Consider the following 15,124-nt stretch of genomic DNA (forward strand, 5'->3'; position numbering starts at 1 on the left):
CGGTGGCGGCGCCATGCGGGTAGGTGCCGAGTGAGCACTTAGCCGAGCGAGCCGATGAGCTCGCGGCACGCCCGTTCGCAGCGGCGGCAAACTTCCCCGCACACCCGGCAGTGCTCGTGATGGGTTGCGTGCCCCTCACATTCGTCTGCGCAGCTTTTGCATGTGATGGCGCATGTTTCGAGCACCGTTCTGGTCAGGTTGGCATCGTAGCCGGTGTGTCGGGACAGGACGCGCCCGGTGACCTCGCAGATGTCCGAGCAGTCGAGGCACGTGCGGATGCATTTTCTCAGCTGGTCGACCGCAGCTTCGCCGAGGCAGGCGTCTGCACAGGCTGTGCAGGCTTGCGCACATTCGATACAGGCTTCGATACAGGCTGTCAGTTTGGCCTTATCCATTCCGTCGAGGTCTTGGGGATAGGTCTTCAGCATGCTGCTGGTAGTAGTCACGTGTTCTCCTGGTGTTGAACGGCAGCGGTGTGGATGGTTTTCTGTGGAGGAGTGCCTCCGCGCCAGGCGTACCCGGCCCGACGTACGCTAAACGAGCGGGAGCTGTCGCGGTTTTCATCAACCCTCCGAGTCGGACGGTGATCTTTTTGGCCGGACAAGTTCGATGAAGGTGTTGGTCAGCATCGGGTCGAGCAACCCGGCGGTCGCCGACAAACCGTTGACGCGCTACGGAAGGTCCAAACCAAGTCACCTTTGATCGTGAATTACCTTGCGAGACATCAAAGTTGCGTCCAAGAAAAAGCTCAAAGGTCGCTCCACAACCGATGGTGTTGGGTTTACGGTTTCGTTCGAATGAGGTTGATTCCGATGACATGTCACGCCACGGGCTTGATACCGCGCAGTCACTAGGCGGACGCCGCCAAACGCCGGCAATCGGCCTCCGTCGGACTGGGCGTCGCGACCCCGGCGGGATTTGTGGCGCCCGCCTAAGGCACCGGCTTAGCCACAGGATGGACGAGGTCGGCGTCTTGACCGGATAGCCAGGGTAGGCCCGCAGCTGACGGACGCAGTGCTGCACCAGTTTCGACCGCATGGCCGCTTATGCGCGTCAGCGCCGAACGCAAAGCCCTCGTGCGCGGCGCGACATCGGCACTTCCCCCGCACTCCATCCCGTGATACCAATTACTGATAATGAAAACCAGTGTCAATAGGGCTAGGGTGGTGTGGCCGTCGACTAACCCTGCAACCCCCGCTACACGAGGATGTCTGCGATGACTTTGCACGTTTTGTCCCGAATGCCTCGGCGCCGCCGGTGCGGCTTTCGAAAAATGGGCGCGCACCTGGCGGCCGCGCATCCCGGCGCGCCCCGGTTGCGTACGGCGGTGATACGGCCCTGGGAAGAAACGATGGTCGACCTCTGCCGCGCCGGGATCGGCGTGGCCGAGGTCGGCGCCAGTTGCGTGACCGCTGATGCTGGCGCACGGTCGTGGCATCGAATCGCAGGTGTTTGACGATGACCGCGCCCGTCTGGATGGGATTTCCGCCGGAGGTGCACTCAGCCTTGCTGAGCAGTGGCCCGGGACCCGGTTCGCTGTTGGCCGCTGCCGGGGCATGGTCATCTTTGAGCGCCGAATACGCTTCAGTAGCAGAAGAACTCAGCAGCTCGGTGGCGTCCGTGCAGGCTGGGGCATGGGAGGGGCCGAGCTCAGAGTCGTACGTGGCCGCAAACCTCCCGTATCTGGCTTGGCTGATGCAGGCGAGCGCGAATAGCGCCGCCGCGGCCGCCCAACATGAGACTGTGGCTGCCGCTTACATCTCCGCGTTGGCGGCCATGCCCACACTGGCCGAGCTGGCCACCAACCACGCTAGCCACGCAGCCTTGGTGGGGACAAATTTCTTTGGCGTCAACACGATTCCGATCGCGCTCAACGAAGCCGACTACGCGCGGATGTGGACTCAGGCCGCCACCACGATGAGCACCTATCAAGCGGTCTCCGGCACGGCGGTGGCGTCAACCCCGCAAACCGACCCCGCGCCGCAGATCCAGAAATCCGACAGCAACACCACCGGCAGCAACGGCTGCGGCACCAGAACAGACCCATGGACCGGAAATACCGAGGACGTCTATTGCCCAAACGATCCCCGGTTCTATTCGGAGTGGGCGAACGAATTATTCGGTTCGCAAATTCCGGATCTTATAAACACGTTGCTGACTAATCCCACGCAGGTGCCGGCCCTCCTTGCTTTGATGGAGGCCGATTTCATGTTCCACGTGCAGGCGATCATCTCCTATCTTGCCCAATCGCCGCAGTTGTTGTCGGTCGCCCTCGGCCTGGTAATCGCCAACGTGGGAGCGGTCGCAGCCCTGGGAGCGGCGAGCGGCCTGGCCGGCCTGGCCGCGATACCCACCGGAACCACGCCTGCCGAAACGATCCCAGTCGGGGCCGAGCCCAAATTGCCGGTAGTCGGGATTGCCCCGACCGCAACGACCATCGTGAGCCCCGGCTCGGCCCCCGCTTCGGCTCCGGCGCCCACGCCCGCGACGACCACCGTCGCTGGTTCCGCGCCGCCGACACCGCCGCCCGCGGCCGGCGGCGCGGCAAGTTTTGTTCCGCCCTACGTGGTGGGGCCTCCCGGCATCGGGATCGGCTCGGGGATAAGTGCCAGCTCAAGCTCCAGCGCCAAAAGAAAGGCCCCCGAGCCCGATACCGCCGCGGCGGGGTCGGCGGCGGGCGCCCGGGAGCAGGCCCGGGCGCGGCGGCGACAGCGCGCGACGCTGCGCGGACACAGCGACGAGTTCATGGATATGGATGTCGAGGTCGCCCCACGGTGGCGCCCGCCGCCAACTGCTGATAAGCCAATCACGTCAACCGTGGCCTCGGATCGGGGCGCGGGTCCGTTGGGGTTTGCCGGAACGGCATCGAGGGGCAGCGGGCAGGCGGCCGGGTTGACCACGCTGGACGGCGATGAGTTCGGTGGTGCCCCGTCCGCGCCAATGGTGCCGGGCACCTGGAACCTCGACCAGGTCAGCGAGGCGAGCGAAGAAACAGAACGCAGCTGACGGTCACGACACGGCAACGGCCCAGCTGCGCTTGTTCTCGGTAACCGAATAAGCGCGCATCGGACCGTTACCCGACACCGCCGCCGAACTGGCAGCGAGCGAATCCGAGGACACGTCGCTACGATAGCTGAAGCCGGCGCCGGGCCAGCCCCTCAGCCGAGTGACACGATGAGTTCGCGGCATGCCCGTTCGCAGCGGCGGCAGATTTCTCCGCACACCCGGCAGTGCTCGTGATAGGTTGCGTGCCCGTCACATTCGTCTGCACATCTTGCAGGTGATGATGCACGTTTACGTTTCGAGTACCGTTCTGGTCAGATCGGCATCGTAGCCCGTGTGTCGGGACAGGACGCGGCCTTTGACTCGCAGATGTCCGAGCAGCAGTCGAGGCCCGGCGGAGCTTCTAATCGATGTGTAACCCAAACCACCGTTCAGCTTGTTGAGCCACGACAAGTATGTCGGGATGGAGATGCGGAATCGAGGATGGGCATCAAGCCATTTCGTGATCCGTCGAATTACACAAATCTGCCCGCCGACCGCGGCTCGCGCCAGCTTCACGCACGTCACCTCTCAGGAACAGCAGCAAAGCCGTGATTTCGCGAACGATGTGTCGTTGGCGTCGGTGCGTGGGCGTGCAATGGCTAAGGCCGCCCGCGGAGAGCTCCATGCCCACCAGTGGTGCGCCATTTGTCCGTCTCCATCGTCTATGCCCCCGGCTGAGGGATAACGGGGCGGTGTTGCGGGCAGTAGGAATTCACTGCGGCTCCGAAGAAATAGCCGGCCACATGTGCGGAAAGGTCGGTGTCTTTTACCAGCGATAAAATAAGGTTGGCCGGCGTCTGGTCTGCATCGAGGCCGCTGCACACCCTATGGCCGGTCGCGATCGCGGCATCCCGATTGGTGAAGACGATCCCGTGTTTCCTGAGCGCGGCGAGGAAGTCATCATCAGTTTGGTCCGCTGATGCAGGAGTAGCGAACTGGAGAGCAGCAACGAGCAGGAGCACGCTGGTTGTCAACCACTTCCCACAAGACATTTTCGTTTGGGCCACTAGTCTTCCTCCGGGTGTCAAAAGGCCTTGAAACGCGGGGAGCGTTCCGACCCACCGACATAACCATCCTGGACAGGCCGTAGATTCGTTGCATCGTTATGTTGAATCGTGACTCGATGGCTTTGATCCGGCAAGGGGTTTGATGCGTCCGGCGCGCACGCCGTTGGCGATGACGATCACCTCGGTAACCTCGTGCACGAACACCACCGCGGCCAGACCCAGGGTGCCGAACAGCGACAGCGGCATCAGCATGGTGATGATCGCCAGCGATAGCCCGACGTTTTGCAGCATGATCCGGCGGGAACGGCGGGCGTGATCCAGCGCCTGGGGCAGGTGGCGCAGGTCTTGGCCCATCAACGCGACGTCGGCGGTTTCGATGGCGACGTCGGTTCCCATGGCGCCCATAGCGATTCCCAGGTCGGCGGCGGCCAGGGCCGGAGCATCGTTGACGCCGTCGCCAACCATCGCGGTCCGCCGCTGGGCACGTAGCTCTGCGACCATGCGCGCCTTGTCCTCAGGACGCAGGTTGGCGTACACGCGCTCGATTCCAGCTTCGGCGGCCAAGGCTGAAGCGGTGGCATGGTTGTCGCCGGTGAGCATCGCCACCTCGTAGTTGCGGGCTCGCAATTCGGCAACGACCTCGGCGGTTTCCGGACGTAGTTCGTCGCGCACGGCGATGGCGCCGAGCAGCCGCCCGTCGCGTTCGACGAGAACCGTTGTGGCCCCGGCGTGTTGCATGCGCATTACATCCTCGGTGAGGTCGGCTGGATCGAGCCAGCCGGCGCGTCCCAGTCGGACACCGTGGCCGTCGAGCCGACCGGTCAATCCGGCACCCGGGATGGCTTGCACTTCGCTGGCCGCGGCGGCCGGTGTTTGGATCGCGGCGAGAACAGCCGCGGCCAGTGGGTGCTCGCTGCGGGCCTCCAGCGCGGCTGCCACCGCCAGCACCTCTTCACGAGTGACGCCGCTGGTTGTGGCGACCTCGATGACCGCGGGCCGATTGATCGTCAGGGTTCCGGTCTTGTCCAGGGCAATTGCGCCGATGGTGCCCATGTCTTCCAGTGCTGCGCCACCTTTGATGAGTACGCCGATCCTGGCGGCCGCCCCGATGGACGCCACCACCGACACCGGCACCGCGATGGCCAATGCGCATGGCGAGGCAGCCACCAATACCACCAGAGCACGTTCGATCCAGACCGCCGGGCTACCGAAGACGCTGCCCGCCCCGGCGATCGCCGGTCCGGCCATCATGATGCTCGGCACCAGCGGTCGCGCGATGCGGTCGGCCAGTCGCTGACTGGCGCCCTTGCGCGCCTGCTCGGCTTCCACGATGTGCACGATGCGCGCCAGCGAGTTGTCTTCTGCCGTCGCGGTGACCTGCACCAGCAGCGCGCCGGGACCGTTGATCGACCCGGCGAACACGTCGTCGCCAGGCCCGGCTTCGACCGGTACCGACTCACCGGTGATCGCGGAGACGTCCAATGAGGTGCGCCCGTCACGAATGATGCCGTCAGTGGCCAGACGCTCACCCGGCTTGACGATCATCTGATCGCCAACTTGAAGGTCGGCCGCGGCCACCACGGTTTCGCTGTCCGCGCGCAGCACGGTGGCCTGATCCGGCACCAGCGACAGCAACGCGCGCAAGCCGCGCCGCGTACGCGACACCGCGTATTCCTCCAAGCCCTCACTGATGGAGAACAAAAACGCCAGCATGGCAGCCTCGCCGACCTGGCCGAGACCGACAGCGCCGGCCGCAGCGATAGTCATTAACGTGCCAACACCGATGCGGCCCTGCGTAAGTCGCTTGATGGCCGACGGCACGAAGGTCGAGCCCCCCACCGCCAGGGCGACGACTTTAAAACCCAGAGCGACCGGCCCCAGCGGAGTGGTCCATGCGGTGATCACCGACCCCGTCAGCAACACCCCAGATAACGTGGCGCGTCGCAGCTTGGCGACCTGCCAGAGCCGTTCCGGCGCGTTCTCGCTGTCATCGTGGTCGCAGCAGTAATCGCTGACCGCCCTTGGGGGACGACGTTGTTCAACGTCACACGTACCCGACCGAACCCGCGTGCTCCAGTCGATGACTCGTTGCAGCACACCGGGCTTGCGCTTGTCGGCCGCGTGCGGGGTGCGCGTCGGCAGCGAAGCTATGGGAATGTGCCGGGCATCGGCGATCGCCGAGAGGACGGCGGCGGTGTCGCAGCTCTCAGGCGCATACCAGATCACCACTGAGCCGGTGCGCGGATAGGCCCGCACGTCTTCGACACCGGCCACCATGCCAACCGCGTCCTCGATCGCCACCGCGCGGACCGTGTCGAATCGAAACTGGCTGGCGTGCACCCGCATTCGCCGCGCCGTCGCAGACACAACGTTCAGCCCGAGGTCGGCATCGGGCCTCGCACCAGTGGTCAGCATCGCCAGCTCCTAGCGGTATATCGGTGGATCCCTACCGCGGATGTCAACCTGCCCTGTCCGCCGAGGGCGCAGCGTGCGATGTCAGCAGCAACAGTCGTCGGCTACGGGGTTGACAGGAAGGGAGGCGTCGTCACTGATGCGATCGCGAGCTTCGGCGACCACGTCGGCAACTTTCAGCCGAGCGGTCTCGGCCGCCACCTCGGCGCGCCGGGTTCCCCGCATGCCCCACTCCGTCGCGGTCACAGCCGCGCGGTGGACGGGAGCTTTTCCCACCGCCTTGCGCAACGCCTCGTAGGCACTTACCCCGACGAGCCCGGTGAACACCGTCCCGGTCGCCTTAACCAGTAGGCCATGTGCAACCACAGCTAACCCTCCTTATGTTCTGCTTTCTCGTCGCGCTTCGGCGAGCCCGCTCATCGACCAGACGGCGCGGTGCGCACTTCCTCGAAATTGGATTGCTCGCCGCCGCAAGGCTGGTCGGTGTCCACGGCGAGAACGACCTGAACCAACTCACCCAGGGCACGCGCGAGGTGACTATCGGCCAGGGCATACCGAACCTGGCGGCCCTCATACGCAGCGATTACGAGACCGCAGCCCCGCAAGCACGACAGATGGTTGGACACATTGGATCGGGTCAATCCGAGGTGCGACGCCAACTGACCCGGATAGCAAACGCCATCCAGCAGCGCGACGAGAATTCGGCACCGCGTCGGATCGGCCAGCGCCCGGCCCAGCCGGGCCAACGCCGATTCCCGCACCTCACATGTCAGCATTGGTTAAACAATACAGCTTTCGCTGATACAACAGCAACGGTTGAAATTCCGCTTCGTATCACGCGGCGGTCGCGTAACTGGTGTCGAGTTCGGTGTCGGACGTTGGCGGGGTGTCTGCGAGTTCCGGCGGGTGCTCAAGCCTGGTGGCGAGGTGCGGTTCGTGGAGCACATGCGCTCTCATCACCTGGGGTTCGACATGCCGCAGGACGTGTCACCTCGCTGTGGTCGCGTGCGGGCGGTTGTCACCCAACCGGGATACCGCGGCAGCGACGGAAGCCACCGGTTTCGGGATCGCGTAGATCGACTGGTTCTCCTACGCTCCGCTGCGGTTCGTTCCGACATCCTTTCCCGCACCCTCGGACGAGCCCTGCCCGCCGGCTGAGTTGGTCCGCCCGCTCGAGGAAGGCATGGCCTGGGTCGTCGAAAGCGTTGCGTCGACGCGGCAATCACGTTCGACGGTCTCCCAATGCGAGGATTCGAAAATGCCAGCGTCATCTGGATGACTTCTGCCGCATCGTGGCCAGACATCCGACATTGTATGTGGGCCACGGTTAACCTACTATGTGTGTACGTAGTTAGTGTATGACGGTGACCGGCGTGGGAATGCTGAGCGGATCGGAGGGTGACGGTGCGCGTGCGCGGGTTCGGGGAGTTGGAAGCGGTGGTGATGGACCGCATCTGGGACCGGAATGGAACCACTACGGTCCGCGAGATATTTGACGAGCTGGCCGCTGAACGCGAGATCGCCTACACGACAGTGATGTCGACCATGGACAACCTGCACACCAAGGGGTGGCTGGAGCGTGAGCGAGACGGCAAGGCCTACCGGTACTGGCCTACATTGACCCGCGAGCAGCACAGTGCCCAGCTCATGCGCGAGGTATTTGATGCCGGGGGGCGCTCTGAACTGGTGCTGAGCCACTTCCTCGAACAGATCAGCCCCGAGGAATCCGCGCGTTTGCGTGCAGCGTTGCAGCGGCTGGCCCGACGGACCCGACGCAAGTAACCGTTACGGGGCCGCCGGGTCCTGCCTTCACCCGTCGAATCATGCTGCTTTGCAGACGCATTGGTTCGGAGTGGCTTCGTGATCGCCGGACGCTAGGGTGGTCCCACCCTGCCGCCATCTGTCAATCGGATACGCAGCACCGGTGGCACCGGCACGCCGCGCAGTGCTTATCCCACACACCGCCCACCGCGTCGGGCAGCGCCGCTAGGGCCGCGCGTCGAGTGGATCTACCCTTCTGACGGCTCCCGGATAGCCCATCACTTTTCCGCCGTCAATCACTAGCGCGGTCGCCGCATCTCGCCCGCCTACATCAACCGGCGGCAGACATCATCCCCGTCGGCATCGCCGCGCGCGCCAGGTGACGTTGGCACCTGGCCGGCCCGATCAAAACCGCCGTCCGCTCCCGCCGACGGGACGCTTCGCCTCGCGTCGCGAACATGAATCGCGAGCACCACAGCGGTGATGACGACGCCCAAAAACAGCATCACCGCCAATCCGTTGAACAACGTGCCACACCAAACCCAGCTGTCGGCGCCATACGAGATCATCGCCGCACTACCTCCGTCTCATCACCGATCACCACGCGACCACGAGATCCGAAAACCGAGACCGCCCAACCGCATCGCCCAACTAGGACTGCGCCGTCACCGGCCTGCCGACGAGTCTGATCTGCATTCCTACTATCTATGTACACAGATAGTAGATCAATTCGAAATATCCGGCAACGGACAGAGATGATGCGGCTCTGGCCGCGGCCCGCTGCTCCTGTCCACGGGCCAAGCCGGTCACGCGACGATGAACGCGTTCGGCCATGCGTTGGCGAGGAATCGGACGAAACAATCGTGACAACAACCAGATATGAAACTGCATCTACGTACCGGCTGGCATAGATGATGACGGTCGCGACGCTTCGGCTGGTGAACCTGCCAGGCGCCCCACTCGTGTCATAGCAGGAGGTGATGGAGTGCCAGGGGTCATCGGCGGATCGGAACTGCAAGCGGCGAGGACGGCTCGCGACGACGATCATGCCGCCGCCTTGTGGCGATATGCGTTTCGATTGATAGGCCATGCGAGTCGTCCCGAAGACGTCGTCTGCGAGACCCTGCTCCGGGGACCTCAAATTGCCGAAGGACCGTCAAGTCCCGATTGCGCTAGGTCGCTCGGCACGCCGGCTTACCCAGCAATCACGCCGGCTTACGCAGCAATAGAGCGAGGTGACACGTTGACAGCGCTACCGCCCATCGCGATGCCCGTCGACAGCGAAAGCCAAAAGATGCAAGGCAATTGGCTCGAGACCAAAGCCATCCGACAGCCCGTCCGTGCGCCATCGAGCTCGAATACCTGCTAGTCGCTAGGGATGGAGGGTGATGGTGATGATGACATCGTTACGCGGAGTTGGCCCGCCTGGTGACAACCACCTCCACGCGATGTGGGATGCCGCGTATGTCTTGGGATCACTGTCGGCCACCGATTGGCGTGAATTCGAGGCGCACATGGCCGGCTGCCCGCAATGCCGTCAGGCCGTTGCCGAGCTCAGCGGCATTCCGGCCATGCTGGCGCAGCTCGCCCGCAGTGACATTGGTGCGATCAACGAGGCAGACCACCCAGCCGGAGCAACCGAGATGCCGCCGGATTTGCTGCCGTCGATGCTGGCCGCGGTCCGTTCGCACCGCGTTCGAAGCCGCGCGATGACCTGGGTGGGCTCGGCTGCCGCTGCCGTCATCCTGACGATCGGTGTGCTAATTGGGGTTAATGGTAGGTTCCCGACATCGCCGCCACAGGCGGCGCTGCCGATGGACCAAATCGGTACGACCCTGCTGGCATCGACAGTGTCACTTAGCGGCCAGCAATGGGGTACAAACATCGCGCTGAAGTTCGTGTGCCTAGCTCCACCCGATGCTCCTCACGATACGGTGGCGTTGGTCGTCGTGGGCCGCGACGGCAGCCAGACCCGGCTGGCGACGTGGGTGGCGATCCCAGGCCATACGGCGACGCCCACCGGTAGCATTTCGATGCCGGTAACCCAGATCGCCGCAGTACAAGTGGTTTTGGCCGACAACGGCCACGTGATGCTCCAGCGCTCGATCTAGCCTCGACCGTAGCCGCACCCAATTGTTATGCGAGGCGCAACGCTACGGCTCCGCCTCGAAGTTGTTCTGGTCGGTGTGGGTTCTCCGGGCTGGACGGTGTCGTAGGTCAGGACGATTCGTCGTGTGCGTTGAGGGCAGGGCAGCAGGGTCGCCGCTCATGGGATTGCCATTAAGGAAGTCCCGTAGCGTCTTCCGGCACCGGCTCGCAGCCCGCCGATGCTGCCGGTGGACAGGCCCACGCCCAATTCTGTAAGAACTCGTCGAGGGTAAACGTTCCTTCACGGGCTATTGATATGAATCACTGCGTCAAGCCGTGCGTGTGCACGAGGCCGATTCTCCGACGGGCGACGCCGATCATCGCTGGACCTCAACAGTTACTCAGACTGGGGAGGCCTGTGCGCTTTATCGTTTAATCATCTACTATATGTGTACGTAGACAGTGCTGCATCGGTGACCCCTGAGAGGGATTGGCGCCGCTGACAGATAGGAAAGAGGATTGCTCCGTCGCAACCCGCATATGGGTATTCGATGCTGGCAGCGAATCTGATCGGGTCGAGTCCACAATATTTCCGAGGCGCTTGACCAGCTGGCGGCCGAACGTCAAGGGTGGAACGGCCTTCCAAGGCCAGTAACATAATCTAGCGAAACTCGGAGGTGCACATGACTGAAACACCCCAAGCACCAAGCGAATCCACGGCCGGGAAACCGAACCCTCAGCGATCCAGCCGCCTAGGTCAGGCCGCGGCAGTGGTGGGAATCACCGCCGGTGTTGTCTTCATCGTGGGTGCGGTGTTCTTTTCGGGCTTTTTCCTTGGCTCCCGCTGGGAGCATCACAACGGACCGCAGGTGATGCGCTGTGAGATGGGCGGGTCTGGCGGCGGAATGGGAGGCATGATGGGGGCCGGTGGCATGGGGCCGATGGGGCCTGGTCAACCGCCGTCGTCGACGTCGACTACTCCTTTGGCCCCGGTCACTCCGCGACCGTAGCCGTATCGCCTAGGAACCGCGATCTAGAGGTTCCTAGGCCATTAACTCCGAAAACCTACTCGCAGCAAAGAAATTCGTGCTCGGCCGAAGCATCATCGTCGCCCATCATGGCTGCCCTCGCGACGAGGGCCGCGGCGAAGGACATCGTTGACTGGGCGTCCGCGGACATTCCGTCATCGCACATGCCGGCGGCGCTCACCACTGATCACCACCAACCTAGCCCCGCGGACACCAGAAGGACTGCCAGGCCGGACCTCCGGACCAGGGAGCGAATGCTGGTGGCGCTGGAAGGATGCGCGGATTCAGCTGGGGACTGAGGTGTCAACGGTTTCTGAAAATTGACAGTGATCATTGTTTCGGAGCTTGGTGGCGGGCCTGGCCCGAAAATTGACCGGCGCCGGATGGCTGCCTTTGAGTGGGATCTGCCGGTCCGTCACTGAGCCCATGCACCCGTTGAGGGCGTGCTTGGTGACCTTATAGGAGCTTGTCGTAGCAACGGGGCCCATCACTGTCTTGTCCCATCGGCCCGCGCTCAGGGTGCTGTCCGTATCAGTACCACTGAAGGAGGCCAATGCCTGCCGCATCGACCGCTGTCTTTGTCGGGGTCGACACCCACGCCGATACGCACCACGTTGCTGTCATCGACCAACTCGGACGCCACCTCGGCGACCGAGAATTCCCCGCCGATCCGGACGGCTACCGCAGCCTCCTGGACTGGATCTCCTCGATCGGATCGGTCGCCGGTGTGGGAGTGGAAGGCACCGGAACCTACGGAGCCCAACTGGGCCGGGTGTTGACGGCAGCGGGCCTGGCGGTGCTCGAGGTCAACCGGCCCGACCGTGCGACCCGGCGCGCCAATGGCAAGTCTGATCCCGTTGATGCCTACGCAGCAGCCCAAGCGGTAGCCTCCGGGCGAGCCGACAGCGTTCCGAAATCACGAGACGGCATCGTGGAGTCCATCCGTTGTCTTCGCGTGGCTCGGCGATCGGCAGTCAAGGCAAAGACTCAGTGCATCAACCAGATTCGCGGACTGCTGATCACCGGCCCGATGGACTTGCGTGAGCACATGAAACCGTTGGGAACCGTTGCATTGATCCAGGCGCTGTCGCGTCTGCGCCCCGGAACAGACCTCTCGGCGCCAGCGGCAGCGATCAGACTTACGCTTCGATCCCTGGCTCGCCGCCACCTGGCGCTCAATGACGAGATCAAAGAGCTCGACATCGTCTTGGATGAGCTGACCACCACTGCTGCTCCAGGTCTGCTGGCCAAGACTGGCGTCGGCACCGAGGTCGCCGGACAACTGTTGGTCAGTGCCGGCGACAACCCCGAACGGCTTCGTTCCGAGGCCTCCTTCGCCCATCTCGCCGGTGTTGCTCCTATCCCGGCATCCTCGGGACGCACGAACCGCCACCGGCTCAACCGGGGTGGCGACCGGGCAGCGAACAAAGCACTTCACACCGTCGCTGTCGTGCGGCTGAAATATGACGAACGCACCCGCGCCTATGCTCGCCGGCGAACCGCCGAAGGACTGTCAAAGAAGGACATCATGCGCTGCCTCAAACGGGCCATCGCCCGCGAGATCTACCAGGAACTCACGCGCCCAACACGATTCACACCCACACCCGAAGACCCAGCGGTCAGCCCTTGACAATCTATAGGAGCATCCCTTTTCGGTTCCCGGGAAATCGACCCGCCTTGGCTGTGGTCCTGTCTCGTTAGTGCACGGCTTGGAGGAGGTAGAGGGTTGCGGTTGCGATGGCCAGAGCGCCCAACCCCACGCGGAGGGAGTGTTCGGGAAGGTGTGGTTGCAGCCGTGCGCCGAGGTAGCCGCCAATAAGTCCGCCAGCGCCGGCGATGAGTCCGATGGTCCAGTCGGGTGCGATGTGGTGTCCGGCGGCCGCAATTGCTAGGAGGAGGTAGGTGATCGCGCCGACGGCTGAGGTGATGAAGGTGGAGACCAGGGTGGCCGGCGCAACCATGGCGATGGGAACGCCGCGCCCGACCAGGATCGGGCTTAGCAGTGATCCGCCACCGATACCGTAGATCCCACCGATCACACCGACGATGGTTGCCAGCACGATGGTCGTTGATGTTGGCGGTGGGACTGCCCGCGGTGGCGATGCGGCCGCCGGGTTTTGTGGAAGACACAACCAGATCCCCAGCGGGAGAAGGAATCCAGCGACAAGCAGCCGGAAGACTTGGGGCCCCGGGATGAGGAATACCCGGATGATGGCGCCGATCACCATGCCGGGCAGCGTGCCGATCAGCAGCATGGCGGTCAGCGGGCTATGTAACGGTGCTTGAGTGCGGTAGCGCACAAGAGCGCCGGGAATCGCCACGATGTTAAACAGCAAGTTAGTGGGGGTGACCGCGGGGTTTGGCACCTGCAGCACGGTGAGTTGAATGGGCAGCAGGAACGCTGCACCTGACACGCCCACCGGGGCAGTCAGCAGAGCGACGCCCAATCCCGCCACGAAACTCAGCAGCACCACTTCAAGGGCATTCACCAGTGCACTATCACTGCTCTGGGCTCGTCTGGCCAGGGTTTTGATACAAGACTGATCGTGACCGCCGAGTCGGCAGATGGGGCCGCTTCAAACCGTCGCTACCGAGACCAAACCCGTCACAGACATCCGCAAGTCTGACTCGATGAACCCACTACTGCCTAGGTAAACGCGCAGGAGCCCTCGGAAACCGTGTACGTGCTGGTCCCGCCAGGATGTCGATCTAGCTGTACTAGCCACGGGCGTCCGTGAGTTCGGCGGCTTCTGGGGCGTCCAGGTCGTTTTCCAAGATCCAGCACACGGTGGAATGGTCATGTTTGGTCGGCGCATGGCGTGATGCACGGTCGAGAAGAGTCTGCAAGTGACCCTCAAGCGCGACGAGTTCGGCGATCTGGGCGCGGACTTGGTCAAGGCGGCTATGCAGGACTTGGCGGACGTGCCCGCACGGCATCTCGCCGCGGTCATGAATCGCCAAGATTTGGCGAACCTTCTGCAGGGTCAACCCGGCCGCTTGACCGCGATGGATGAACCGCAGCCGATCCACGATCTCGGGTCCATAGTCGCGATACCCGGAAGCGCTGCGTGCGGGCAACGGTAACAGCCCCGAGTCCTCGTAGAAGCGGATCGTCTTGGTGCTGGTGTTGGTCAGTTTGGCCAGCTCGCCGATCTTCATGCGCCCTCCTTGACCTTCCAGTGCACTGGAAGGATAACACTGGATTCATGGCAATCGCGAGCTGCGGCGGTGCGCTCAAGGTTGACGGTTGGTTTCGGTGAGTCCAGAAGTCACCTTGGTCCCAGAGATTGTTGCCGGCTTGTACGGCAGTAATTGGCCTATGACGCCCGCGGTAGTGGCTTGATGGTCTCTTCAGTCCGGTCATCACGGCGGACACCACCGAAGTTGAACCCACCGACGGGTCAACAATTTGCATGACATGAAAGGGAGCACTCGGAATGGTGTTGCACGGATTCTTGGTGAAGGCGGTACCCACGGTGGTGACCGGCGTAGTCGGGGTTGCCGCGTATGAGGCACTGCGCAAGGCGGCGGGGAAGGCTCCGTTGCGGAAGGCGACGGTCATCGCTACCGCTTGGGGCATACGCGTTGTCCGCGAGGCCGAGCGCAAGGCCGGGGCGGGCGCCGAGCAGGCTCGACTGACGGTCGCCGACGTGCTGGCTGAGGCCAAAGAGCGCGCCGGGGAGGAAGCTGGACCACTGACAGTGGTGGACTCGAGCGACGACAAATGACCACCGGGGTCCTTGACGGCGACGTCGCATTGAAAGTTGTATCCGATGCGTCGGG

Annotated in this window: 13 protein-coding genes and 1 pseudogene; 5 read left to right on the top strand and 9 right to left on the bottom strand. The window is 63.5% G+C overall.

Going from position 1 to position 15,124, the window contains the following annotated elements:
- Positions 1-38 precede the first annotated feature (38 nt).
- On the bottom strand, positions 39-428 hold the full coding sequence (locus AC0KS4_RS07010; protein ID WP_275254660.1) for a four-helix bundle copper-binding protein: 390 nt from the start codon (positions 426-428) through the stop codon (positions 39-41).
- Positions 429-1,458: 1,030 nt separating this feature from the next.
- Here AC0KS4_RS07010 and AC0KS4_RS07015 point away from each other — a divergent pair.
- On the top strand, positions 1,459-3,006 hold the full coding sequence (locus AC0KS4_RS07015) for a PPE family protein (protein WP_238957655.1): 1,548 nt from the start codon (positions 1,459-1,461) through the stop codon (positions 3,004-3,006).
- Between the two features lie 152 nt (positions 3,007-3,158).
- Here AC0KS4_RS07015 and AC0KS4_RS07020 read toward each other — a convergent pair.
- The 5 genes and pseudogenes from AC0KS4_RS07020 to cmtR all read right to left on the bottom strand — a co-directional run.
- A pseudogene (locus tag AC0KS4_RS07020) lies at positions 3,159-3,383 on the bottom strand (four-helix bundle copper-binding protein); the annotation flags it as partial.
- Positions 3,384-3,707: 324 nt separating this feature from the next.
- Positions 3,708-4,052, bottom strand: coding sequence for a DUF732 domain-containing protein (locus tag AC0KS4_RS07025; RefSeq protein ID WP_225330300.1), 345 nt, complete (start codon positions 4,050-4,052; stop codon positions 3,708-3,710).
- Between the two features lie 96 nt (positions 4,053-4,148).
- The gene (locus AC0KS4_RS07030; RefSeq protein WP_238957657.1) at positions 4,149-6,467 is read right to left on the bottom strand and encodes a heavy metal translocating P-type ATPase; all 2,319 of its coding nucleotides are present in this window, start codon (positions 6,465-6,467) and stop codon (positions 4,149-4,151) included.
- Between the two features lie 81 nt (positions 6,468-6,548).
- A complete protein-coding gene (locus AC0KS4_RS07035) occupies positions 6,549-6,830 on the bottom strand; it encodes a DUF1490 family protein (protein WP_238957659.1) in 282 nt (93 codons plus the stop codon).
- Positions 6,831-6,880: 50 nt separating this feature from the next.
- On the bottom strand, positions 6,881-7,240 hold the full coding sequence (cmtR, locus tag AC0KS4_RS07040) for a Cd(II)/Pb(II)-sensing metalloregulatory transcriptional regulator CmtR (RefSeq protein WP_225330302.1): 360 nt from the start codon (positions 7,238-7,240) through the stop codon (positions 6,881-6,883).
- 628 nt (positions 7,241-7,868) lie between these two features.
- Between cmtR and AC0KS4_RS07045 the strand changes: the two genes are divergently transcribed.
- Positions 7,869-8,246 (top strand): BlaI/MecI/CopY family transcriptional regulator, encoded by a 378-nt coding sequence (locus AC0KS4_RS07045; protein ID WP_225327048.1) that lies wholly within the window; start codon positions 7,869-7,871, stop codon positions 8,244-8,246.
- Between the two features lie 305 nt (positions 8,247-8,551).
- On the opposite strand, the gene AC0KS4_RS07050 is transcribed toward AC0KS4_RS07045, so the two are convergent.
- Entirely contained in the window at positions 8,552-8,794 is a 243-nt protein-coding gene (locus AC0KS4_RS07050) for a hypothetical protein (protein WP_225327034.1), read from the bottom strand.
- Between the two features lie 825 nt (positions 8,795-9,619).
- Between AC0KS4_RS07050 and AC0KS4_RS07055 the strand changes: the two genes are divergently transcribed.
- Together AC0KS4_RS07055 and AC0KS4_RS07060 are read left to right on the top strand one after the other, a co-directional pair.
- Positions 9,620-10,336, top strand: coding sequence for an anti-sigma factor family protein (locus tag AC0KS4_RS07055; RefSeq protein WP_225327047.1), 717 nt, complete (start codon positions 9,620-9,622; stop codon positions 10,334-10,336).
- A gap of 1,558 nt (positions 10,337-11,894) precedes the next feature.
- On the top strand, positions 11,895-12,971 hold the full coding sequence (locus AC0KS4_RS07060; RefSeq protein ID WP_238955752.1) for an IS110 family RNA-guided transposase: 1,077 nt from the start codon (positions 11,895-11,897) through the stop codon (positions 12,969-12,971).
- Between the two features lie 67 nt (positions 12,972-13,038).
- On the opposite strand, the gene AC0KS4_RS07065 is transcribed toward AC0KS4_RS07060, so the two are convergent.
- Positions 13,039-13,830, bottom strand: a complete 792-nt coding sequence (locus AC0KS4_RS07065) for a sulfite exporter TauE/SafE family protein (protein ID WP_225327033.1) — start codon at positions 13,828-13,830, stop codon at positions 13,039-13,041.
- A 229-nt stretch (positions 13,831-14,059) separates the two neighbouring features.
- Positions 14,060-14,500 (bottom strand): heavy metal-responsive transcriptional regulator, encoded by a 441-nt coding sequence (locus tag AC0KS4_RS07070; protein ID WP_225327032.1) that lies wholly within the window; start codon positions 14,498-14,500, stop codon positions 14,060-14,062.
- A 278-nt stretch (positions 14,501-14,778) separates the two neighbouring features.
- On the opposite strand from AC0KS4_RS07070, the gene AC0KS4_RS07075 reads away from it, so the two are divergent.
- Positions 14,779-15,069 carry a DUF1490 family protein gene (locus AC0KS4_RS07075; RefSeq protein WP_225327031.1) on the top strand — a complete coding sequence of 97 codons (291 nt, stop codon included), beginning with the start codon at positions 14,779-14,781 and terminating at the stop codon, positions 15,067-15,069.
- Positions 15,070-15,124: the final 55 nt, after the last annotated feature.

The organism is Mycobacterium sp. NTMscope_MAC_12 (assembly GCF_976985675.1).